22 protein-coding genes and 1 pseudogene are annotated in these 21,543 nt (G+C 51.5%); 18 read left to right on the top strand and 5 right to left on the bottom strand.

From position 1 onward, the window contains the following. The first annotated feature begins 468 nt into the window (after positions 1 to 468). From VAE55_RS02700 to VAE55_RS02640, 13 genes and pseudogenes are all read left to right on the top strand, one after another. Positions 469 to 1,434: a sugar-binding transcriptional regulator gene (locus tag VAE55_RS02700; protein ID WP_322814278.1), complete on the top strand. Its 966-nt coding sequence runs from the start codon at positions 469 to 471 to the stop codon at positions 1,432 to 1,434. Positions 1,435 to 1,451: 17 nt separating this feature from the next. After that, the gene (locus tag VAE55_RS02695) at positions 1,452 to 2,456 is read left to right on the top strand and encodes a thiamine pyrophosphate-dependent dehydrogenase E1 component subunit alpha (protein WP_322814277.1); all 1,005 of its coding nucleotides are present in this window, start codon (positions 1,452 to 1,454) and stop codon (positions 2,454 to 2,456) included. After that, positions 2,449 to 3,435, top strand: a complete 987-nt coding sequence (locus tag VAE55_RS02690; protein ID WP_322814276.1) for an alpha-ketoacid dehydrogenase subunit beta — start codon at positions 2,449 to 2,451, stop codon at positions 3,433 to 3,435. The genes VAE55_RS02695 and VAE55_RS02690 overlap by 8 nt, the downstream gene beginning before the upstream one ends. A 7-nt stretch (positions 3,436 to 3,442) precedes the next feature. Next, positions 3,443 to 4,828 (top strand): dihydrolipoamide acetyltransferase family protein, encoded by a 1,386-nt coding sequence (locus VAE55_RS02685; protein ID WP_322814275.1) that lies wholly within the window; start codon positions 3,443 to 3,445, stop codon positions 4,826 to 4,828. Positions 4,829 to 4,841: 13 nt separating this feature from the next. Then, complete coding sequence (locus VAE55_RS02680) at positions 4,842 to 5,315, top strand: transcriptional regulator GutM (protein WP_322814274.1); 474 nt, start codon at positions 4,842 to 4,844, stop codon at positions 5,313 to 5,315. Positions 5,316 to 5,400: 85 nt separating this feature from the next. Then, positions 5,401 to 5,949, top strand: coding sequence for a PTS glucitol/sorbitol transporter subunit IIC (locus VAE55_RS02675; protein ID WP_322814273.1), 549 nt, complete (start codon positions 5,401 to 5,403; stop codon positions 5,947 to 5,949). Between the two features lie 29 nt (positions 5,950 to 5,978). Next, positions 5,979 to 6,494, top strand: a pseudogene (locus VAE55_RS02670) (PTS sorbitol transporter subunit IIB); the annotation flags it as partial. 72 nt (positions 6,495 to 6,566) lie between these two features. Then, on the top strand, positions 6,567 to 6,953 hold the full coding sequence (locus tag VAE55_RS02665) for a PTS sorbitol transporter (protein ID WP_012257213.1): 387 nt from the start codon (positions 6,567 to 6,569) through the stop codon (positions 6,951 to 6,953). Between the two features lie 17 nt (positions 6,954 to 6,970). Then, positions 6,971 to 7,336: a PTS glucitol/sorbitol transporter subunit IIA gene (locus tag VAE55_RS02660; RefSeq protein ID WP_322814271.1), complete on the top strand. Its 366-nt coding sequence runs from the start codon at positions 6,971 to 6,973 to the stop codon at positions 7,334 to 7,336. Positions 7,337 to 7,558: 222 nt separating this feature from the next. Next, the gene (locus tag VAE55_RS02655; protein ID WP_322814270.1) at positions 7,559 to 8,869 is read left to right on the top strand and encodes an NAD(P)H-dependent oxidoreductase; all 1,311 of its coding nucleotides are present in this window, start codon (positions 7,559 to 7,561) and stop codon (positions 8,867 to 8,869) included. Beyond that, positions 8,866 to 9,165, top strand: coding sequence for an HPr family phosphocarrier protein (locus tag VAE55_RS02650; protein ID WP_322814269.1), 300 nt, complete (start codon positions 8,866 to 8,868; stop codon positions 9,163 to 9,165). The genes VAE55_RS02655 and VAE55_RS02650 overlap by 4 nt, the downstream gene beginning before the upstream one ends. Positions 9,166 to 9,199: 34 nt before the next feature. After that, positions 9,200 to 10,942 (top strand): phosphoenolpyruvate--protein phosphotransferase, encoded by a 1,743-nt coding sequence (gene ptsP, locus VAE55_RS02645; RefSeq protein ID WP_322814268.1) that lies wholly within the window; start codon positions 9,200 to 9,202, stop codon positions 10,940 to 10,942. 249 nt (positions 10,943 to 11,191) lie between these two features. After that, a complete protein-coding gene (locus VAE55_RS02640; RefSeq protein WP_322814267.1) occupies positions 11,192 to 11,956 on the top strand; it encodes a metalloregulator ArsR/SmtB family transcription factor in 765 nt (254 codons plus the stop codon). Between the two features lie 93 nt (positions 11,957 to 12,049). Here VAE55_RS02640 and VAE55_RS02635 read toward each other — a convergent pair whose 3' ends face one another. The 5 genes from VAE55_RS02635 to dhaL are packed head-to-tail and all read right to left on the bottom strand — an operon-like array spanning position 12,050 to position 15,378. Beyond that, on the bottom strand, positions 12,050 to 12,373 hold the full coding sequence (locus VAE55_RS02635; RefSeq protein WP_322814266.1) for a cupin domain-containing protein: 324 nt from the start codon (positions 12,371 to 12,373) through the stop codon (positions 12,050 to 12,052). Between the two features lie 15 nt (positions 12,374 to 12,388). Beyond that, a complete protein-coding gene (gene ptsP, locus VAE55_RS02630; RefSeq protein ID WP_322814265.1) occupies positions 12,389 to 14,050 on the bottom strand; it encodes a phosphoenolpyruvate--protein phosphotransferase in 1,662 nt (553 codons plus the stop codon). A gap of 14 nt (positions 14,051 to 14,064) precedes the next feature. Continuing rightward, a complete protein-coding gene (locus VAE55_RS02625; RefSeq protein ID WP_012660651.1) occupies positions 14,065 to 14,337 on the bottom strand; it encodes an HPr family phosphocarrier protein in 273 nt (90 codons plus the stop codon). A gap of 4 nt (positions 14,338 to 14,341) precedes the next feature. Beyond that, positions 14,342 to 14,734, bottom strand: coding sequence for a dihydroxyacetone kinase phosphoryl donor subunit DhaM (gene dhaM / locus VAE55_RS02620; protein ID WP_322814264.1), 393 nt, complete (start codon positions 14,732 to 14,734; stop codon positions 14,342 to 14,344). Further along, the gene (gene dhaL / locus VAE55_RS02615) at positions 14,731 to 15,378 is read right to left on the bottom strand and encodes a dihydroxyacetone kinase subunit DhaL (RefSeq protein ID WP_322814263.1); all 648 of its coding nucleotides are present in this window, start codon (positions 15,376 to 15,378) and stop codon (positions 14,731 to 14,733) included. Before dhaL ends, dhaM begins: the two co-directional genes overlap by 4 nt. Before the next feature lie 359 nt (positions 15,379 to 15,737). On the opposite strand from dhaL, the gene VAE55_RS02610 reads away from it, so the two are divergent. The 5 genes from VAE55_RS02610 to pxpB all read left to right on the top strand — a co-directional run bounded on the left by VAE55_RS02610 (position 15,738) and on the right by pxpB (position 21,054). Then, positions 15,738 to 16,430 (top strand): glycosyltransferase family 2 protein, encoded by a 693-nt coding sequence (locus VAE55_RS02610; RefSeq protein WP_322814262.1) that lies wholly within the window; start codon positions 15,738 to 15,740, stop codon positions 16,428 to 16,430. A gap of 776 nt (positions 16,431 to 17,206) precedes the next feature. Then, positions 17,207 to 18,487 (top strand): glycosyltransferase, encoded by a 1,281-nt coding sequence (locus VAE55_RS02605; RefSeq protein ID WP_322814261.1) that lies wholly within the window; start codon positions 17,207 to 17,209, stop codon positions 18,485 to 18,487. Continuing rightward, positions 18,484 to 19,644, top strand: coding sequence for an MFS transporter (locus VAE55_RS02600; protein WP_322814260.1), 1,161 nt, complete (start codon positions 18,484 to 18,486; stop codon positions 19,642 to 19,644). The genes VAE55_RS02605 and VAE55_RS02600 overlap by 4 nt, the downstream gene beginning before the upstream one ends. Before the next feature lie 7 nt (positions 19,645 to 19,651). Continuing rightward, on the top strand, positions 19,652 to 20,413 hold the full coding sequence (locus VAE55_RS02595) for a 5-oxoprolinase subunit PxpA (protein WP_322814259.1): 762 nt from the start codon (positions 19,652 to 19,654) through the stop codon (positions 20,411 to 20,413). Beyond that, a complete protein-coding gene (pxpB, locus tag VAE55_RS02590) occupies positions 20,410 to 21,054 on the top strand; it encodes a 5-oxoprolinase subunit PxpB (protein WP_322814258.1) in 645 nt (214 codons plus the stop codon). Before VAE55_RS02595 ends, pxpB begins: the two co-directional genes overlap by 4 nt. Positions 21,055 to 21,543 lie beyond the last annotated feature (489 nt).

Raw genomic sequence — 21,543 nt, 5'->3', positions numbered from 1 at the left:
TGGGCAGGTCCACCGCCTGGCGAACCTGAGCTGTGGTCAACAGCCACGCTGCCATGGCGCGGTACCTGCGGTCGCGGGCGACCATCAGCCGCACGCACGCCGCCACCTGGGACACGGTGCCATGATGCGGACGGTTCGGATGCGCAGAACGTGGCAGCGCCGTTTGGCTCAGGTGAGAGGCGAGACGCGCAACGTTGCCAGAACGGCTAGCTCGCGGGTGCAGAAGCCATTGTTACCACATTTAATCAATGGTTGCAACAGAGCATGTGCACATGCTCCACAAATTGGAGATGTGGTGATTGCAGGCTAATGTTATGGTAGCCCGGATGGTCTTTATCCCAGGACCGGTGAACTAATAGCCTTCAATGCTCTTTTCACATGTGTGAAAGATTTTCACATACGTATTGATCGATTGTTCTTGTTTCAGTAATATATAGGCAATCCTTATAAAACTGATAACCAGTGGTTATGGAAACTCGTCGCATGGAGCTTTTGGCAAGGATTGCCGAGATGTATTTCGAGCAACAACTGACGCAGAGTCAGATTGCTCAGAAACTAGGTTATTCACGATCAATGATTTCACGGCTTATAAGCGAAGCGCGTGAGCAGAGTATCGTGGAGATTCGGATTCATTACCCACTTCAACGAGTACGAGAACTTGAGGTGTATTTACAGAACGTGCTCCAGCTCAAAGAAGTTCGCGTTCTACAGCGTGGCTCCTTAGGTCATACTGAAATGCTTCGTCGCTTGGGTGCGATGGCAGCGCTCCTTCTCGAGGCTCATCTGCAAGAGCACATAAGTATCGGTACTTCCTGGGGGACAGCGGTATATGAAACGGTCAATGCAGTACACAGTCAAACGTTGGAAGGATTGCGTGTTATTCAAATGATCGGTTCGCTAGGTACGCTTAACTCAGACATTGATGGACCAGAGCTGGCCAGACGTTTGGCGCGTTTACTCGGTGGCCAATACTCAACTCTACCATTACCACTAATTGTTGATAGTGAAACAACGAAGCTTGCATTACTCAACGCCCCCCATATTAGACGGGTGATGTATCAGTTCAAGCAGATTGATCTTGCATTAGTTGGTATTGGCACTATCGATGTTGAGTATGCCAGCCTCTTACGTGCAGGGTATCTCGACTCTTACCAATTGGAGACATTGCGCGAAGCAGGTGCAGTTGGTGATGTATGCGCTATTCATGTGGATATTAATGGCAATTTGATTGATACCCCATTAACACGTTGTATTGTCGGAGTAGATCCTGCAACCTTGCGTTCTATCCTGGTGCGGATCGGGATTGCTGGGGGTCAATCGAAAGCTTTGCCTATTGTGGCAGCCAGCCGTGCAAAGTTCATCAATTATTTAGTGACTGATGAAGTAGCTGCCCTCGGAATACAGAAGTTTTTTGAGGGTGAAGGAACTCTATAAGGAGATAAGTCATACCTATGGAAATGCTCATGTCTACATCAGAGATTTTCTCTCCCGATCATAATAAGCTCATCAATGAGTTAGGGAATGAACGCTTACGTGAATGGGTGCTTAGAATGCAGATTATTCGTGCTTTTGAAGAAAAAGCCGAAGAACTGTTTGCGCGTGGATTAGTACATGGCACGATGCATCTTTCGATCGGGCAAGAGGGTGTGGCGATAGGTGCTTCTGCGGCGATGAAACCTGGAGATTATTTGCTTAACCATCATCGTGGCCATGGACATTGTCTGGCCTGGGGTAGTGATGTACGGATAATGATGGCAGAGTTTTTAGGCAAAGAAACAGGATATTGCCGTGGCCGTGGTGGATCAATGCATATTGCCAATGTTGAAATGAATAATTTGGGTGCAAATGGTATTGTTGGTGGTGGTATTCCCATTTCAGTTGGGGTTGGATTGAGTATCAAAAAGCGCCAATCTTCTCAGGTTTGTCTCACCATTTTTGGTGATGGTGCAGTCAATACTGGTGCTTTTCACGAATCCCTAAATATGGCCAGTATCTGGAACTTACCCGTGGTTTATCTTTGCGAGAACAACCAATACGCTATGTCAATGCCAATCCAGAAAGCATGCAGACTTAATCACCTAAGCCAGCGAGCTGCTGCTTATACGATTTCTGGTATAACGGTTGATGGTAATGATGCATTAGCAGTCTATGAAGTAGTTCGCCAGGCTGTGGCAAGAGCGCGAAGTGGTAGTGGACCAACACTTGTTGAAGCGATTACCTATCGTTGGAAAGGTCATTCTAAGAGTGATCATCAAGCCTATCGAAGTCGCGAAGAGGTGAAGTATTGGCAATCCCATGATCCAATTAGGCGATTAGTCAATCTGATTCAAATAAGTGATGCAGAATACAAGGCTATTGTAGAGCAAGCTCAGGCGATGATCGAGGATGCAGTTGAATTTGCTCAGGCGAGCCCGGAACCCGATCCTGACACTATTTTTGAGGGAGTATATGCGTGAGCTTACCTATGTCGAAGCCATTCGTGAGGCGCTAAGACAGAAGATGAAGGAAGACGAAACCGTTTTCTTGATCGGTGAAGATATTGGGCGGTATGGTGGTGCGTTTGGTGCAACAGCCGGATTGATCGAAGAGTTCGGTGAAGATCGGGTTATCGACACTCCGATTTCGGAAGCTGGTATTGCTGGCGCTTGCATTGGTGCAGCATTAACAGGTTTTCGTCCTGTAGGGGAGATCCAATTTATGGATTTTGTTACCCTCAGTATGGAGCAGTTAGTATTGCAGGCAGCGAAGATCCGTTTCATGTTCGGTGGTAAAGCCAGTGTACCCTTTGTTTTGCGCATGCCGGCTGGTGCAGGTACCGGAGCGGCAGCCCAGCATTCAGAAAGTTTGGAGAATTGGTTTGTTCATATACCGGGCTTGAAAGTAGTAATGCCTGCAACACCCTACGATGCAAAGGGATTGCTTATCGCATCGATTGAAGACAATAACCCTGTCATATTTATCGAACATAAGCTTTTGTATAAAACAAAAGGTGTTGTACCAGAAGATATATATCGAGTTCCTCTTGGAAAGAGTCACGTGGTTCGCCAGGGTCGTGATGTCACAATTGTTGCAACTTCGGTGATGGTACAACGAGCACTTGAAGCTGCTAAACAATTGGCTCAAGAAGAAATAGAAGCTGAAATCATTGATCCGCGAACGTTGCGACCTTTAGATGATGAACCAATTCTAGAGTCGGTGGTAAAAACCGGTAAGGTGTTAATAGTGCATGAAGCTGTCAAGATGGCAGGTTTTGGTGGTGAGATCGCTGCTCGGATCGCTGAAAGTACGGCCTTTGATTATCTCGAGACGCCTATTTGCCGACTTGCTGGACTCGATATTCCCATCCCATATAACAGAACGCTCGAGTATCACGCAGTGCCTCAAATTGAAGATATTATTGCGGCTGCTCGTGATTTAACAGCATTGAGAGTGTGAGGAAACAATGGTGCGTGAAGTAATTATGCCAAAATTTGGCTTCACCCAGGAGACAGCAGAAATTGTCCGTTGGATCAAGCATGAGGGTGAGTTAGTTGATGTCGGTGATCCGATCGTTGAAGTGACCACCGACAAAGTCAATATGGAGATCGAAGCACCTGCACGTGGAATGCTCAGTAATGTGCGCTATCGAGAAGGTGACGTAGTACCGGTAACAGAAGTTATTGCTTACATTACGTTAGTCGAAGAAGCTGGGGGGCAATCCACAAGTCAGAGTGACAAAAATCTCAATACAATTGTTAACTCTGTACCTTCACAACGCAGCAAGCCCAAGGCAACACCGCTTGCTGAACGGGTAGCTCGCACAGCTGGTTTGTCTCTTGATCGAATCCAAGGTAGTGGTCCAAACGGACGAATCCTCCGTCGTGACTTAGAAAATACTCTACGTCAGTTATCAATGAATAAAGTTCGAGCAGTACCAGCAGCACGCCGATTAGCACGTGAAGCAGGTATTGATATAGGCAAAGTGAAAGGTAGTGGCCCTCGTCATCGTGTGCAATCCCGTGATGTACAAAATTATTTGGCTACCAGTTCTTCATTAGATGTGACTTTGACCACGTCTGAAGCAATCAATCGACCAGAAGATGTAGTGGCCTCTTCAACCATCACTGGTGATACAAAAACTCAATCCGGTTATCGCAAGCTACCGCTCACAGGCATGCGTCGTGCCATTGCTCGCCGACTCCAGTTGAGTGCTCAGGAAGCTCCACATATCCAGCTTGAGGTACGCGTTGATGTAACTGAGGTAGAGGCGCTACGAACTAAAGCGAATCGACATCATCTTGGCGAACAGCCTAAAGTTAGCTTGACAGCTATTTTTGTGAAAAGCGCTGCATGGGCATTGAAACGCCACCCTACCCTGAATGCCTGGTTACAATCAAATGGGCCTGAGGAACAGATCGTCTTGGTCGATGAAATTAATATTGGTATTGCAGTTGCGCTTGAACAGGGGTTGATTGTACCGGTGATCCGACAAGCAAATGAAAAGGGAATATTACAAATAGCTCGAGAGATTGACGACCTGAGTCAGCGAGCGCGTGCTAATAAACTACGCCCAGATGAGGTTGTAGATGGTACTTTCTCCATCTCTAACCTTGGTATGTTTGGTGTAGAGCGCTTTTCGGCAATTATCAATCCTCCTCAGGTTGCCATTTTGGCTGTTGGTGCAGTGTGTCGAGAGGTTGTTGCTGATGAAAATAATGAAATTTCAGTTCGTCCCCTTATGAAACTTATACTTTGCGTTGATCATAGAGTTGTCGATGGGGCTGTGGCTGCTGCTTTTCTCCGCGATCTCAAGGTAGTGCTTGAGGATCCGCAGGTTATATTGTTATAGGACGGGAGGTGATATGCAGCCAATTGATATTACTGCAAGTACTATCATTCTTGGATTGGCCGCTGCCTGGATTTTGCAATTGTTTCTTTCCTATTTTCAATTGCGTCAATTCTACGGCCGAGTGAGCCAGTTGCGTAAGTCTGGTCGCCTGGTATCGGTTGGGATGGCAGGATCTGCCTGGAGGCGTCGGCAATATGCTATTCTCGTTGTCGATCCAGAGACAGACAAAATTTGTTATTGTGAACAACTATCTGGATGGACAGTGCTAGCAAGACTTAAGCCGCTACCTGGATTGGAAGGCATGACAGTCCGTGATTTGTTAGATGAGAGCATATCACTTCCCAGACATATCCACTCAAAACTTGTCCTTGCCTTACGAAATGCGGCTCAGCATATTGTTGAATTCAAAGCACGGCAGAAAGAGGATCGGGAGCAGGATTTTGTGGAGTCGACACCTTCTGCCGAAACCACTTCTTTGCGGAATTGAGCTGAAAGGAGGTTATGTATGCCGAAAGTGTGCGCAGGGTCGGGTTGTAGTCTAGTCGTAGCTTAGTTTTTCAGGGAGGTAGGTAATGGAATTTTTAGTTGATGCCGCTATATGGTTCATCGGCTTATTCCAGAAGGGAGCTGAGACGTTTGTCGGGTTGGTAACCGGTATCGTTCCACTGGTCATTGTACTACTAACAGCTTTCAATGCTCTAGTTGCACTTATCGGTCAAGAGCGGATCGATAAGATTGGGGAGGCAGCCGGCAAAGAGGGTTTTCTGTACACCCCATTACGTTATTTGATCTTACCAGTTGTATCCGTCTTTGTTCTCACCAATCCAATGGCATACACTATGGGGCGCTTCTTGCCCGAACGCTACAAACCGGCTTTCTACGATGCGGCAGTATCATTCGTTCATCCACCACTAGGTATTTTTCCTCATGTGAATCCGGGCGAGTTATTTGTGTGGGCAGGTATTGCCCAAGGTATAACCGCTGGCTACGGCAGTGAAGAAACGGCTGCACTGGCAGTACGTTATCTGATGGTTGGCTTGATCGTCATCTTCATTCGTGGTCTTGTTACTGAGCGAATAACTACATTCCTGTTAGCTCGACGTGTAGCCTATGCGGCTTAAGAGGTAAGGCAATGGATGGTATAACAAAGCTGTTAGAGCGCATCGGTCGTGGAGCCGGTAAAGTTGTCGGTGTGCTCTACCAATCAGGACGAGAAGCGATCGATCAGGTTGTAAAAAATATCCTGCCCTTCATGGCATTTATCTCTTTCCTTATCGGCGTTATTCTTGCCACCGGTATTGGTGATATTTTAGCACGAGCCTTGCAACCACTGGCTACAAATCCGGTAGGCTTGGTGATTATGTCACTTATTATCGGTTTGCCAGTACTATCACCACTTCTCGGTCCAGGCGCTGTGATCGCTCAGATTATAGGCACGTTATTAGGAACTCAGTTTGCCAGCCAGGCTCTCCCGGCATATGTTGCCTTACCAGCTTTATTTGCTATCAATCCACAAGTGGGATGTGATTTTATCCCTGTTGGTTTGGCATTAGGTGAAGCTGAGCCTGATACGGTTGAGGTTGGGGTACCAGCAGTACTGTTTTCTCGACTTATTACCGGTCCTATCGCTGTCATCATCGCTTGGATCTTCAGCGTTGGCCTTTGATCGTTGAAGGGTATGAAGCATCTTGGTCTCAAGCTTCATACCCGAATCAAATCAAGAAAGGAGGATATGTCTATGACCGAGGTGAAAAAGTATCGCAAAGTTCGGATTAAGAAGGGACCAAAGGGTTGGGGGGGGCCTCTCATTATTGAACCGAAACCGGGCAGGGATCTCATTTATTCTGTAACAGGTGGCGGCATTCATCCTCTCGCGCAACATATCGCTAATCTGACTGGCGGGCGACCGTTCGATGGGTTTAAATCAAAAGCCGATTTCAGTGAAATCGCAGTGGCTGTGATCGATTGTGGAGGTACTGCGCGCATTGGTGTCTATCCTATGAAAAAAGTGCCGACCGTTGATATCTATCCAACTTCGCCTTCTGGTCCATTGATGCGCTTTATCACTGAAGAATATTTTGTCTCAGGTGTAAGACCGGAAGATGTGGAATTAATCGATGAGTAGTACTAGTAGGAATTCGCATGATCAAATTTTCAGCGACTATTTCTGCAATTGGTCCGCTTGTCAGCGAGTTTTGTTCAGCCGGGATAATGGTTTTCTTTGGACAAGATGCGCCGGACGAATTACGTAGTTTTGCCATTCTTCACAATGGTGGAACGCTCATCTCAGATGTAGTTGTGGGAGAATCATTTTACATTGGTGATGAGCGTTTCACAATCCTTGCTGTGGGAGAGGTCGCAAATCAAAACTTACGTTCGCTTGGACATTTCGTGATTAAGTTCAATGGAGAGAGAACTCCTGAAATGCTAGGTGACATTTGTGTTGAGATGCGCCCACTTCCACATATTAAGATAGGTGAAACCTTTGGTTTTGTGTCTGATCCTTAAGTGGAGTAAGGTGCTTTATGGCTTAACATTGCAATCTTATTTTAAAGGGGTTAATTACAGAATGAAGCATTAAATTCCGGATCGACTAAAAACAATACATTATGATCATGAAAACATGCCAAGAATGGCATGTAGTTGCTTTCTTTGCTCTTTCTAACTTTAATCTTGGCGACATATATGGTTTTCATCCAGAAGGAATTTTAACCCGAAAGGACTCAGGTCATGTCTTTACGTGAACGTCTCATTCAATATTCCCAACACCAAAAGATGATACGAGTAGGTTTGATTGGTGCCGGACAGATGGGGATCGGTTTTATTAGCCAGACTGAAAGGATGGAAGGTTTGCGAGTGGTAGCAGTTGCAGATATTATCCCCGGTCAGGCAGAGAGAGGTTATTTAGAGAGTGGTGTATTACAGGAGATGATAATTCACCTTGATGAGAATCCGGAAAAGGCCGCTGAGTTGATTGACTCAGGTCATCGAATTGCAACAGTTGATGCAGCTTTTCTCGTTCAGATTGCAAATCTGGACGTTATCTTAGAATGCACTGGTATCCCTGAAGTTGGCGCCCGTGTTTGCTATGCTGCTATCCAACATAGTAAGCATGTTGTCAATATGAATGTTGAAACAGATGCTACGATTGGTTATCGTTTAGCTACATTAGCTGCCGAAAGAGGTGTAATTTATACTCTTGCCGCAGGCGATGAACCGGGTGCCATCAAAGAACTGTTTGATTTTGCTGATGCACTGGGCTTTGAGGTGGCCTATATTGGTAAAGGAAAGAACAATCCCCTTGACCGAACAGCTACGCCTGATCGTCTGCGACTACAAGCGCAAAAACAAGGCATGAACCCCAAAATGTTGACATCATTTGTAGATGGTACAAAAACCATGGTTGAAATGACTGCAATCGGCAATGCCCTTGGGTATGCGCCAGAAGTAACTGGAGGATATGGTCCCTCTTGTACAGTGGCAGATTTGCCAAAAGTGTTTCTTCCTAAAGCACTGGGTGGTATTTTCAATAATACAAAAGTGGTTGATTTTGCAGTTGGTGATGTAGCACCTGGTGTATTTGTGGTTATTACCACGAATCAGCCTAAAATTATTCGTGACTTGCGTTATCTAAGATTGCTTGGTCATGCCGATCATAACTATTGGATATTGTATCGTCCTTACCACCTTGCAAATCTTGAAGCACCTATCACTGTGGCACGAGTTGTACTTGAGCAGGAAGGATTACTTGCTACTTCTCGTCCACCAGTTGCAGAGACAGTAGCTTATGCTAAACGTGATCTATATCCTGGAGAGGTCATAGACTCTTTAGGTGGCTTCACCGCATACGGCATGATTGAACGGTTTGAAAAAGCTCATCGTGAGGGTGAAGTGTCTTTAGGTTTGATCGTTGGGGCAACGGTGATACGCCCTATTAAGGCAAATTGTCCAATTCACTATGATGAGGTTGAATTGAACAAAAGTCAGGTTATTTTTCAGCTTCGTCAGGAACAAGATCAATTATTGAGGTATTGGTTATGAACACACAAGTTTCAACAATCATTACCATTGACCATCCAGCAGGTCTGCATGCTCGTCCTGTAGCGCGTTTTGTGACTCTGGCAGCTAGATTTCCCTGTTCCATTACGGTTCGTAAGTTGAATGGTTCAAAGCCGCCGGTCAACGCTAAAAGTGCCTTAAGTGTCCTAACGTTAGCTGTAAACCAAGGCGATACAGTGGAGATCGTAGCTCAGGGCGATCAAGCTCAAGAAGCGATAAATGCTTTAATCGATCTTATTCAGCATAATTTTGAGGAATCGACAACGTCTCATTCATGATCAGGAATCTTTCTGAGTAGAGGATCTGGAAAAGATGCCACGATATCAAGGACAATCGGGTTCACCAGGGATAGCTATTGGCCCAGTTTTCGTCTACCGTAGCCAACAAGTTACCGTCTCTGAACACTCTGCCGATGATTCAATAAGTGAATGGCGTCATCTTCAACATGCTTTGCAACAAGCACATACGCAATTAATAGCATTAGAAGAACGAGCGCGTGAGATTGCTGGAGAGGAAGAGGCAGTAATATTCACTGCTCATCGACTCTTCCTCTCTGATGAAGAGCTGTTAGCAACTTTGCAGACAATGGTGCTACGTGAGCATCGTAATGCAAAAGCCGCAGTGTATAAGGCGTTTGAGCAATTTGCGGAAGCACTCTCAAGCCTTGAGGATGAATATTTTCGCAGTCGTGCTCAAGATGTGCGAGATGTGGCTCACCGTGTATTGCGCTGCCTTCAGGAATCAGGGAAAGAGGAAAAGGCGGGAGAAGTTGTCGAACCGATCATTGTGGTTGCTGAAGATTTAACACCTTCAGATACTATTCAATTTGATCGCGATAAGATACTGGCCATTGTTACCTCTCGCGGTGGCCCAACTTCCCACACAGTAATTTTAGCTCGAGCAATGGAAATACCAGCAGTAGTAAGTGTCCCTCTTGAGTTGCATGATATTCGTAATGGTACGTTAGCTATAGTGAATGGTGATAGTGGTCTCTTTAACGTTGGACCTACTCTCCATGAACTAGAGATCGCTCGTAAAGAAAAAGAACTGATCAATTCGCGGTATCATTTCGTTTTAAGTCAGTCTACTCTACCGGCAGTGACTAAAGATGGCTCTTTTCAGTCAAAAGTAGTTGCAAATATCGGAAGTACTGAAGATGCTAAGTCAGCTATTGATTTTGGAGCGGAAGGGGTAGGATTATTTCGAACAGAGTTTCTTTATCTGCAGCGAAATAACATTCCTACACTTGCTGAACAAGTACGTGCGTATCAAAATGTATTTAAGGTGATGGGTAACCGTCCAGTGGTTGTGCGTACTCTTGATATCGGAGGAGATAAAGAATTTCCCTATCTTGGTACGCAGAAAGAACCAAACCCTTTTCTCGGTTGGCGGGGAATTCGCACAATTCGTGAACGACCAGACATTTTGGAACAACAATTTATTGCTCTACTCACTGCTGCCGCTCAGACCAGGGCAAGCGGAACTACTTGTGATCTTCGAATTATGCTACCAATGGTGTCTTCGCTGGCTGAGGTGACAAGAGCGAGAGAGATCTTTGAAGAGGCTCAGACTTATGTGCGCACACAAGGATTTCCTCTTCCAGATAAGATTCAATTTGGTATTATGGTCGAAGTTCCGGCAGCCGCATTGTTGGCCGATCGCTTTGCGCTGTTAGTAGACTTTTTTAGTATTGGAACAAATGATTTGACTCAGTATGCATTGGCTGTGGATCGAACGAATGAACGGGTTTCGGGGCTTGCAAGTCCATACCATCCGGCAGTCTTACATCTTATCGATACAACAATTCGATCTGCCCACTCAGCAGGAAAGTGGGTAGGGCTATGCGGAGAGCTAGCGGGTGATCCTCTAGCAGTGCCGCTGTTACTTGGTTTACACCTTGATGAATTTAGTATGGCACCATCCTTTATTCCGGTAATTAAGGATATTATTCGACAGTGGTCCTTGCCGGCGGCTGAAGCTGTAGCTCAACAATGCTTACGATTTTCTCTTGCAGCAGACGTTATCGAATACCTTAAACAACTGCGACCGCATTAGCTGTTCGTTTAAAGAAATTTGATCAGGCGAAGATCTTTATGGGTGTGAGAGTATAACCAATATAAATGGCAGCACGGTTCCAGAAGTGTTCCATCTTCAAGTTTACGTCACACGACTTTGGCCATGCTGTGCAAGGTGTTCTTGAAAAGGTTGTGCGTAGGTTGATCCCACTCCCCCTCTCATCCTTGCCGAACCCGCCCGGCTCTGGTACGATACGGTCACGCCGTATTGCAGAGAGTCTCATGCCCTATGAATGCCCAACCCCCTTTATCAGCACTGAACGGGCTGCGTCTGTTGGCCGACGAAACGCGCTGGAATATCATCAATGCGCTCCGCGAGAGTGATCGCCAGGTGAGTGAGCTGGTGACGATGCTCGGTCTGGCCCAGAATCTGGTCTCGTATCACCTGCATGTGCTGCGCCAGACCGGTCTGGTGCGTGCCCACCGCAGCGACGCTGATGGGCGGGTTGTCTACTACAGCCTCGATCTGGCAGCGCTGGCTGCCCTGTTGACCGGCATCGGTGATGAACTGGCATTGCCGGGCAGCCGTCCGCTTGATCTACCGGCGGTGAAAGTGGCATTCCTGTGCCGCGCCAACAGTGCCCGCTCGCAAATAGCCGAGGCCTGGTTGCGTGTGTTGAGCGATGGTCGAGTCCAGGCGATGAGTGCTGGAACGCACCCGCAGGCTGTCCATCCGTTAGCCATCACTGTCATGGCAGAGGTGGGGATACCGATTGATCAGCAAGTTTCCAAATCGATCACCATGATCATCGATCAGCGTCCTAATCTGATTGTAACGGTGTGTGACATTGCGCACGAGGAGTGTCCGGTGTGGCCAGAGGCAGCCCGCCATATTCACTGGAGTGTAGCCGATCCGGTGGCTGTTCAGGGTACTGCTGATCAGCGGCATGCCGCCTTTGTCGCCGCCCGCGAAGAATTACGCGAACGGGTGCGGGGCCTGCTGGCGTTATTGCCGCGTTGGTTTGGAGGCGTTGCATCAGGCCGCGATACGTAGGGGGTATGGCTGGGATTGGTGCGCGGAAGCCACGCTCCCGTGTCCCCTGTGCATCGACCGGATGCGTGTACCTATGATCCCCTCTCGCGGCCATCAATCGCCATCAACCTGTAAATAATCAGTCCGTGGCGGACTAAAGGTGTCAATCGCGAGGGTATCCTCTACTGTCCACACCGCGTGGGGTGTGCCACCGGGAATAGCAACCGAACGACCTGCCGTCGCCTCGATGATCTCTTCACCAACCTGAAACCGCAACCGGCCACTTACTACATACGCCACCTGGTCTTCGGGATGGCTATGCAGCGGCACGTGACTTCCGGCTGTCAGCCGGACCTCCATCTGATAGATACGGTCGGTGAGGGCAATGCGCCGGCGGTGAACGCCGGGGAAGAGTTCGATCCAGGGGCGCTCGGACATAGAACCTCTCAGACGTTATTCAACCCTCTGCACCATCCGGGCTGCGGCAGCCTGCGCTTCAGCCCACGAAGTCTGCGCCAATCGCTCTTTGACAACCGGAATATGCGCCGGGGCCATGCTCAATTCATTAAGTCCAAGGCCGGCCAGGGCCACCGCAGCATCCGGTTCGCCACCGAGTTCGCCACAGATGCCAATCGGAATACCGGCCTGCCGTGCGGCGCGAGCGGCCAGTTCAATCATCCGCCACACGGCCGGATCATCGGCCCGATATTGCGTGGCCAGCGTCGGGTGACCACGATCAACCGCCAGTGTGTACTGGGCAAGATCGTTACTGCCAATACTGAAGAAGGCGGCGTGACGCGCAAATTGGTCGGCCAGCACTGCCGCTGCCGGTGTCTCAATCATAATGCCCAGCGGCGGATCAGCGCGATGTTCAATCCCGGCTGCGGCCAGCGCAGCAGCCGCTTCACGCATCTGCTCTCGCCCCCATGCCAGGTCGGCCAGCGTGGTGACCATCGGCAGCATAATCCAGATGTCGCCGTAGAAGGCAGCACGCAGCAATGCCCGTAATTGCACCTGAAAGAGATCAGGGCGCTGCATCGACAGCCGAACGCCGCGCACCCCCAGAAATGGATTGGCTTCAGGGGGAAGCGGCAGGTAGGGCAGCGGCTTATCACCACCTACATCGAGCGTCCGAATCACAATCGGACGGTCGGGCAGTTCGGTGATGACGGCGCGATACGCCGCAAATTGCTCGTCTTCATCGGGAGGTGCACTGCGGTCAAGGAAGAGAAACTCGGTCCGAAAGAGGCCAATCCCTTCGGCACCGTTGTCACGGGCCAGGCGAGCCTCGGCTGGACGACCGATATTTGCCCACAGTGCGATTGAGCGGCCATCGCGCAACCGGCCGGGAAGATCGCGCAGGGCTGCCTGGCGTCGGCGAGTCTCCTGAATGGCAGCCATCCGTTCCTGAGCTGCCTGTAGTGCGGCTTCATCTGGATCAACCATCACCAGAGCCGCATCACCATCGAGAAGGAGCGTCGTATCGGCGGGGATGTGCAGAATAGCTTCTCCCAAACCGACAACCGCCGGCACCCCACGTGAACGGGCCAGGATGATGGTATGGCCGGTTGGACCACCGCCGGCAGTGGCAAAGCCGGCAACGTGATGCGGAAGATCAACCGTCTCCGCGGGGGTCAGATCATCGGCGATAACAATGGCGCCGGGCGGGATCGGCGGTGGCGTGTGATCCCCGCTCAGCGCACGCAGCAACTCAACCCCAACCGCGGCAATATCGGCTGCCCGTTCACGTAAATAGTCATCGTCAAGCGCAGCCAGCGCCTCTTCCATCTGGCGCACCACCGTCTGAATCGCAGGAATGAGGGGCTGACCGTCGAGCAGCAATGCAGTTACGCCGTCAGTCAGCGTTTCATCTTCAACCAGCAGCGCCTGTGCATCGAAGAGATCGGCCTCGCGCAGGCCGGCAGCGCGTTGCCGTTCGGCCAGTGCCCGTAGGCGGTTGGCCGCGGTGTGTTGGGCAGCGTGAAAGCGGGCCAATGCTGCTTCTGGCGGTTCATTGGGCGGATCGGTAGGGATGGACACTCGTTGCCAGTGGTACGCTGGCCCTAACGCCAAACCGGCAGCTCCCCCTGCACCGCGAAGTCTCCCAGCCATCATGATGCCTCTACCTGCTACTCGCCAAAATTCTCTTCCACCAGTTTGGTTAGAGCAGCAATGACTTCTGCCTCATCTTCACCACTGGCACGCAACCGGATTTGGTGTCCCTGACGAACACCAATCTGCAACAGATTAAAAGCAGTGACCGGCAGCTCCTTCGTTTGCGGTCGGCTCAAATTCTGAATAGTCACCGTACTCTTGTAAGCACGGACAGTTTCAACAAAGAGCTTTGCCGGTCGTGCGTGAAGACCAACCGGATTGGTTACGGTTAATATCACTTCAGTCATAGAATTACTCATACACCTTAATCAGGTCGCGGGCCTGCAAGGCAGCGCTGGCAACGTGTTCAAGAGTGGCTGTAGCGCTGGTTGCCTCAATCGCAGCCAGATAAGCCCCCTCTACCAGCGGCGCATTACTGATATGGACTGGTGGGCCGGAAAAATACTCCAGGGCTGTTTCCACGCTCATCACAGCACTACCTAGATCGACCAGCGCCAGAATGCCGTCGGTGGTACGCAACTGCTCGAGGCCGGCCAGAATGCGTTCGACGCTGGTACCAAGCGAGCCATCACTGGCCCCGCCTGCAGCGATAATCGGAATCTGACCACCACTGATTTGGCCGACAAACTCTTGCACGCCTTCAGCCAATCGTGCGCTATGCGAGACGATCAAGAGCCCTATCATGCCTCCTCCTCATTACGGCTACACGTCATCGCCAGCGCTCGTAACAGATACGCCGTCGAAGTTGCTCCCGGGTCCTGATGCCCGATACTGCGTTCACCAAGGTATGAGGCACGTCCCTTCATCGCCAGCATAGGGATGGTTGCTTTTGCGCCCGCTTCAGCCGCCGACGCAGCAGCCAACAATGCCCGTCCTAACGACTTGCCCTCGGCCAGCGCTGATTGGAGCGCTTCGATAGCCGGGGCCAGCGCGTCAACCATCGTCTTTTCACCGCGTTGCGCTTTGCCACGCGCCACGATGCCGGCCAGAGCGGCTTCCAGGGCCAGGACAACATCTTCGTCACTCAGTTCATGCCGATCTGCCAGAGCCATACCGGCGCGAACGAAGGCAGTACCGTACAGAGGGCCGGAAGCACCGCCTACTGTCGAGACAATCGTCATTCCGGTCGTCTTGAGCACGGTGCCGATGTCTTTGTCGGCAACGGTGGGCAGGCGGGAAAGCACCGCAGCGAATCCGCGATCAAGGTTTGCGCCATGATCGGCATCACCAATTGCTGCATCCAGTGCAGTTAGCTCGTCACGATGAGCATGAATAATTTCCGCCGCCGCTGTCAAGAAGTGCGTGACGTGTTCTACTGTGATTGGCATCGTTGCCTCGCTCGTAGTTGCATCATGTGCGCTGGTCTGCAAACCGCGCATGCTAGATCATGACGTCGTACCCGCATCATACCACGGATACACCAATGCTTGCGCGGCAGTAGGCTGGCGAACGAACTTGCCTTTTTCTATGCTAGGTCATGACAGATGCTAAATCAAGATCGGATGGCTTCGTTCACCGTTTATTTTTGTTTCAATTCTGAAACATTTTATTTCCGTTGCCGTCGGACGAGGTTACAAATTCTTCGTAAGCTTTTGTGTTATAATCATCACAATCTTGTAATAATTACAATTTAAGGTCTTTCTGCTCTATCTGAAACATTAGTTTTTGTATGAACCCTCACCTCTCAATGAAACGTCCGTTGCTTTCGGTCATTATCCCCTGCTATAATGAAGCTGCTACGTTACCATTGATTCTCGATCAGGTTGAAGCGGTTGATCTCGATAAAGAGATCATCATCGTTGATGATCACTCTACCGACGAGACACCGGCAATTCTGGCAGAACTACGTCGTTCTCGACCCCATATCACCGTCATCCGGCATCCACATAATCGTGGCAAAGGCGCGGCGGTACGCAGTGGCCTAGTCCATGCCTGTGGGGAGATCACCATTGTCCAAGACGCCGATCTCGAGTACGATCCACAGGATTATTACGAGCTGGTCAAGCCGATTGCTTCTGGTCGAGTTGATGTTGTATTCGGAAGCCGATTTCTTGGCCGGCATACCGGTATGTATTTTTGGAACGCGCTGGGTAATAAGTTTTTGACGTTCCTGACCAACTTTTTGTTTAATTGCTGGATTTCTGATATGGAAACTTGCTATAAGGTGATACGAACTGATATTTTGCGTGATTTGCAATTGGAAAGTAATGATTTTCGGATTGAGCCGGAGATTGCGGCCAAGGTCCTGAGACGAGGTTATCGAATTTACGAAGTTCCAGTGAGCTATCTGGGGCGTACTTATGAAGAGGGAAAGAAGATGAAACCGATTCAGGGGTTTTATGCGATTTGGGCTCTCTTCAAGTATCGGTTTTGGTGGTGACCTCAATGACCAGTTGGGGAGCAGAAATAATTTGTTACCGTTTGGTGTTGCATCAGGTGGTGACGTATCCGTCTTCGTTTGTCCCCGTTCTCTTCGTATATGACCGGTGTGGAGAGTGGGGCTATGCCATGCCTCATGGTCATTCCATATCGTTCCTGTCAGGCGACGATATGATGTTCTGTGACGGGGCATGCTATCAAATCTGGAGTGATAGCGTTATGAACCGTGATCCGACGATCACCGGCGTATGACCGGTGATCCCACTCCGCACGCAGTGGGATCACGTTTCGGCGAGGATACCATTGCCAGGCAGAGTTGCCCGTGGCGCATCGTTTGGAGTGCGGCAACATGGCTGCCGCACCAATCGTGCCGCGATCTGGTGCGGGGCTTAGCGGTTGCTCTTGCCGGTGCATGACCCTGGTAAAAGGGACGCATGAAGATGATGAAGTTCGCTCCACGTAGGAACTGCACCGGTGCATCGCGAATAATGCCGTAAAACACAGTGAAAGGCCTGACCAATGACAATTGATAGTCGCAGTGACGATGCCCGGTATTGGTCAAGATTTGATACAGGCAGGTTGCAAACAGAACTAACCCCAGTTTTCCTCTCCACCGGCTCACGCTGTCCTAGCTTCTACCGGTAATACTTGTGCAATCAGATAATTTGTGATACAACACTCGAGAAAGGCAGGTTTTGTACCTGCTTACTATTCCGCTGAGGGGCGGGCGGTACGGGTTTTCCGATACGCTCGCTTTTCATTCGTTAAGAGGAATCCATGCGAGTGGCAATGTTGAGTGTGCATAGTAGTCCGCTGGCCCGGTTGGGTGGTAAAGAAGCGGGCGGGATGAATGTCTACGTGCGCGAGTTGGCCCGTGAATTGGGGCAACGGGGGATACAAGTTGATATTTTTACCCGTAGTCAAGACCGCGATACGCCGATGATGGTTCCGCTGAGCCGTGGTGTGCGGTTGATTAGCCTGCACGCCGGTCCAGCAGCGCCTTACGATAAGAATCTGCTCTTGACCTATCTGCCGGAGTTTGTCAGCCGGGTGCGCTGTTTTGCCGATGGCGAAGATCTGAGTTACGATCTCATCCATAGCCATTACTGGCTATCCGGTGAGGCGGCTCTGCGTCTGCGGCGGGTCTGGCGAGCGCCAGTGGTACAGATGTTTCATACCTTGGGCGCCATGAAAAACAGTGTCGCCCGCTCTGAAGAAGAAGTAGAAACAAAGCGTCGGATTGCAATTGAGCGGCGGTTAATGCGCGAAGTTGATGCCGTCGTTGCGGCTACGCCACTTGATCGAGCGCAAATGGTTTGGCATTATGGCGCCGATATCGGGCAGATTCGGGTTATTCCGTGCGGGGTTGATTTGCGTCGCTTTCAACCGAGGGATCGCACTGCGGCACGGGCGGCATTGGGCATTTCGGCAGACGCGATCCTTCTGGTGTGTGTGGGGCGGATGGAACCACTGAAGGGGATGGATGCCCTGATTCGAGCGGCGGCGCGGTTGCTTGCCGACCATCCAGAGTGGCGTGATCGCTTGCAGGTGGTGCTGATCGGTGGTGAAGACGAGACTCAGGCCACACTGTGGAATGGTGAACAGCGCCGTCTCGATCATTTGCGCCGTACCCTGGGCGTACAAGATCAGGTCGTGTTTGCCGGTGCCCAACCCCAGGAACGTCTACCGCTCTATTACGTGGCTGCCGATGTGGTGGCTGCTCCCTCGCATTATGAGTCGTTTGGGCTGGCTGCCCTCGAAGCGCTGGCCTGCGGTGCAGCGGTCGTCGCCTCTAACGTCGGTGGATTGGCATTGACGATTGAAGATCGCCATAGCGGGTTGCTCTTCCCGCCCGATAATGATGCTGCGTTAGCTGCCCAGATTGAACGTGTTCTAACCGACGCAGATCTGGCTGCACGTCTGCGTTCGGCTGCGGTACAGCGTGCAGCCGAGTATAGCTGGCCGACCATTGCGCGTCGCATTGCTGCGCTTTATGATGAATTGACTGCTGCAAATGCAGCGAATTGGGCGGTACGGCGATTGGTACGGGTGTCGTGAAACCATCATTGGCTTTATTGATAGTAGGCGCTCTTTACCTGGGTGTGGGCTGGATGTTGTCGGCTATCGGGCCGAGTCTTCCTGGCCTTGCAGCTCAGGTCGGGCGTGAAGTGACCGATCTGGGCGCTGTGTTTACGGCGTTTTCCCTGGGTGGCGTGCTAGCTTCTGTAGGCGTCGGTTCGGCCATCCAGCGCTGGGGGATGCGTCCCGTGATTGCAATTGGTGCTGCGCTGATGGGTGGCGGCATACTGGCACTCGGTTTCAGTCCGGTTCTGATTGGGATGTTGCTTGGGGCAGGCATGGCCGGTTTTGGTTACGGCGGTATGCTGGCCGGCGGGAACCTGCTGATCGCACGCCTGTACCATGGCGCTGCCGGTGCCTTGAATGCCCTGAATCTGTTCTTCAGTGTTGGTTCAATTGGCGGCCCTTTGCTGGTTGCGCTGATGTTGACACTTGTCGACCGTCCCCAGGCTGCCATCTGGATCGGCGCACTGCTCATGCTGGCTCTGGTCTGGCCGGCCACCCAATTGCGTGAGCCGACGCAGGCTCCCTCTGCCCAGATGGCCGGGCCGCCACGCTGGCTGGCTGCCGTGATGTGTGGGTTGCTGATGTTTACCTACATCGGTACCGAAATCGGCATTGGTGGTTGGATTGCGCTGATTCTCGAACGCGGTGGTGGTCTGGCTGCACCGATTGCAGCCCTGGGCAGTAGTCTGTTCTGGGGGATGTTGACCGCCGGACGCATGGCGGCCATCTTTTGGGGAGATCGCCTGGGTGCGTTGCGGATGCTGCTCTTGTGTCTGATCGGTCTTGGCGCCGGTGGTTTGCTGTTAGTCATCGGTGTGAATCAGGTCGCTTTAGCACTGGTCGCAGTTGCGCTGATGGGACTGTCGTGTGGCCCGATCTTCCCCACAACGATGCTGTTGATCACACAGGCTGCCGGTCGTAGTGCGGCTGCGCTGAGTGTTGCGCTGACCATCGGTACCGGTGGTGGGTTGTTTCTGCCGGCACTCTTTGGTCAACTGATCGGCTGGTTTGGCCCGGTGAGTGGCGCAATCCTGGTCGTGGTTGATGCCGGTGTGATGCTATTGCTGCTGCTTGTGGCACGACATGGGATGAAACGGGTGCCGAGAATTGCCGAGGCACCAGTAGGGTAGCGAAGCGATGTTAACGATAGATATCAACTGCGATTGTGGTGAGAGTTACGGCGCTTTTCAGGTCGGTGACGACGATGGCGTACTGCCGTTTGTCAGTTCGGCAAATGTCGCCTGTGGCGGTCATGCCGGTGATCCGATGGTGATGCGGCGCACTGTCCGGCGTTGCCGTGACCTTGGGGTGGCGGTTGGTGCTCATCCATCTTATCCCGATCTGTACGGCTTTGGCCGCCGGATATTACCGCTAACACCGGATGAGATCGAGGCGTGGGTGCTGGTTCAGATCGGTGCTTTGGCCGCAATTGCCCGCTCGGAAAAGGTTGAATTGCGCCATGTGAAGCCTCACGGTGCGCTCTACAATGTGGCCGCCCGCGACCTTACCGTGGCGATGGCGATTGCCCGTGCTGTGGCTGCCTTCAGCCGTGAACTGGCCCTGGTTGGACTGGCCGGCTCATTGCTGATCACCGCTGGCCACGAAGTCGGTGTGCCGGTGCTGGCAGAGGCTTTTGCCGACCGTACCTACGAAGCCGATGGTACGCTGCGCAACCGGCATCATCCCGATGCCCTGATTATCGATCCGGCAGCATGTCTGGCCCAGACACTGCATATTGTTCGCGATGGTTCGGTCAGAGCCGTTGATGGCACGCTCGTGCCATTACAGGCCGCCACAATTTGCATCCATGGCGACACACCGGGTGCCGCGCTGCGGGCAGCAACGATCCGCCATGGTCTGGCTGCCGCAGGCATCACCGTACAGGCGCCACAACGATGAGCGGACGGGTTGATCCATTTGGCGAGGCAGCGTTCCTGGTGCGTTGGCCGACCGATCTGGCTGGCGCGGGGGCACCGCTGGCTGCAATGGCTGCACTGCAATCCGATCCACCCTCCGGTTTAATCGATCTGGTGCCGGCAATTGACTCGCTGTTAGTCTGTTTCGATCCGCTAATCGCCAATCGTGATCACCTTGCTGCCCGCCTGGCCGATCTGGTTGCACATCCACCCTTGACCGCAATGCCCGTCGGACGCGAGGTGGTTATTCCGGTGCGCTACGGCGGCGATGAGGGGCCTGATCTCCACGAGGTCGCTGCCCAATCCGGGTTGTCACCGGATGAGGTAGTAGCCTTACATACCGGTACCGTACAGCGTGTGCTGATGATCGGTTTTACTCCGGGCTACCCTTATCTGGGCTGGTTACCGCCAGCCTTGCATCTGCCACGGCGGGCAACGCCGCGCCTGGCAGTTCCCGCCGGATCGGTGGCAATTGCTGCCGGTATGACCGGTATCTATCCAACAAAGTTGCCCGGCGGCTGGCATATCATCGGTCGCACCGGCCTGCGATTGTTCAATCCGACTGCTGATCCACCGACGCTGTTGCAACCAGGTGATCGGGTGCGCTTTGTGCGAGAAGAGTGACCAACGTCGGTATTGGGCATCCTGTTCGCCGGTGTATCTTCGCCTGCGAGTCTCCAGGCATAGCAAGTCTGGTAGCAGATAAAGCACGACACGCTATCCAATTATTACCCTGACCTGAAATAAGGTAGGGGTACGGCATGCCGTGTCCCTACCGCATCAGGTTGATCTGGATTTGCACCAATACCTGGGAGCGTGCGCCTCCGGCACGCACAGGCATCGCCCCCTGGCTGGGAGCGAGCCTCTGGTGCGCACGGGCATCGCCGCCTTGCACCAACACCCGACAGCAAGATCGATCCGGCATCAGTGTTCCTACCCCCAGCGGGCTATGCATTACCCACAACTTATGTCAACCACTGGTGTATCAGCGGATATGATCACCATGGGTGCTGTTGTGGACGACTGGCCCAATGGCAGTGTACCGCTCCAGCCATGCCAGCACGTGCTGGATGGATTGCCGTACCCGCTCGTCATGCACGTGTCGCACAGTTT

Source organism: Chloroflexus sp. (assembly GCF_034432675.1).
GTDB lineage: Bacteria > Chloroflexota > Chloroflexia > Chloroflexales > Chloroflexaceae > Chloroflexus.
This window is presented reverse-complemented; position numbering and strand designations above follow the sequence as displayed.

Bases quoted from the DNA above. Each gene is read 5' to 3' on its own strand.
- VAE55_RS02665 (WP_012257213.1), top strand. From the start codon at position 6,567: ATGACCGAGGTGAAAAAGTATCGCAAAGTTCGGATTAAGAAGGGACCA.
- VAE55_RS02695 (WP_322814277.1), top strand. From the start codon at position 1,452: ATGGAAATGCTCATGTCTACATCAGAGATTTTCTCTCCCGATCATAAT.
- VAE55_RS02605 (WP_322814261.1), top strand. From the start codon at position 17,207: ATGCGAGTGGCAATGTTGAGTGTGCATAGTAGTCCGCTGGCCCGGTTG.
- VAE55_RS02675 (WP_322814273.1), top strand. From the start codon at position 5,401: ATGGAATTTTTAGTTGATGCCGCTATATGGTTCATCGGCTTATTCCAG.
- VAE55_RS02625 (WP_012660651.1), bottom strand. From the start codon at position 14,337: ATGACTGAAGTGATATTAACCGTAACCAATCCGGTTGGTCTTCACGCA.
- VAE55_RS02595 (WP_322814259.1), top strand. From the start codon at position 19,652: ATGTTAACGATAGATATCAACTGCGATTGTGGTGAGAGTTACGGCGCT.
- VAE55_RS02660 (WP_322814271.1), top strand. From the start codon at position 6,971: ATGATCAAATTTTCAGCGACTATTTCTGCAATTGGTCCGCTTGTCAGC.
- VAE55_RS02635 (WP_322814266.1), bottom strand. From the start codon at position 12,373: ATGTCCGAGCGCCCCTGGATCGAACTCTTCCCCGGCGTTCACCGCCGG.
- VAE55_RS02655 (WP_322814270.1), top strand. From the start codon at position 7,559: ATGTCTTTACGTGAACGTCTCATTCAATATTCCCAACACCAAAAGATG.
- VAE55_RS02685 (WP_322814275.1), top strand. From the start codon at position 3,443: ATGGTGCGTGAAGTAATTATGCCAAAATTTGGCTTCACCCAGGAGACA.
- VAE55_RS02640 (WP_322814267.1), top strand. From the start codon at position 11,192: ATGAATGCCCAACCCCCTTTATCAGCACTGAACGGGCTGCGTCTGTTG.
- ptsP (WP_322814268.1), top strand. From the start codon at position 9,200: ATGCCACGATATCAAGGACAATCGGGTTCACCAGGGATAGCTATTGGC.
- dhaL (WP_322814263.1), bottom strand. From the start codon at position 15,378: ATGCCAATCACAGTAGAACACGTCACGCACTTCTTGACAGCGGCGGCG.
- VAE55_RS02650 (WP_322814269.1), top strand. From the start codon at position 8,866: ATGAACACACAAGTTTCAACAATCATTACCATTGACCATCCAGCAGGT.
- ptsP (WP_322814265.1), bottom strand. From the start codon at position 14,050: ATGATGGCTGGGAGACTTCGCGGTGCAGGGGGAGCTGCCGGTTTGGCG.
- pxpB (WP_322814258.1), top strand. From the start codon at position 20,410: ATGAGCGGACGGGTTGATCCATTTGGCGAGGCAGCGTTCCTGGTGCGT.
- dhaM (WP_322814264.1), bottom strand. From the start codon at position 14,734: ATGATAGGGCTCTTGATCGTCTCGCATAGCGCACGATTGGCTGAAGGC.
- VAE55_RS02680 (WP_322814274.1), top strand. From the start codon at position 4,842: ATGCAGCCAATTGATATTACTGCAAGTACTATCATTCTTGGATTGGCC.
- VAE55_RS02610 (WP_322814262.1), top strand. From the start codon at position 15,738: ATGAAACGTCCGTTGCTTTCGGTCATTATCCCCTGCTATAATGAAGCT.
- VAE55_RS02700 (WP_322814278.1), top strand. From the start codon at position 469: ATGGAAACTCGTCGCATGGAGCTTTTGGCAAGGATTGCCGAGATGTAT.
- VAE55_RS02690 (WP_322814276.1), top strand. From the start codon at position 2,449: ATGCGTGAGCTTACCTATGTCGAAGCCATTCGTGAGGCGCTAAGACAG.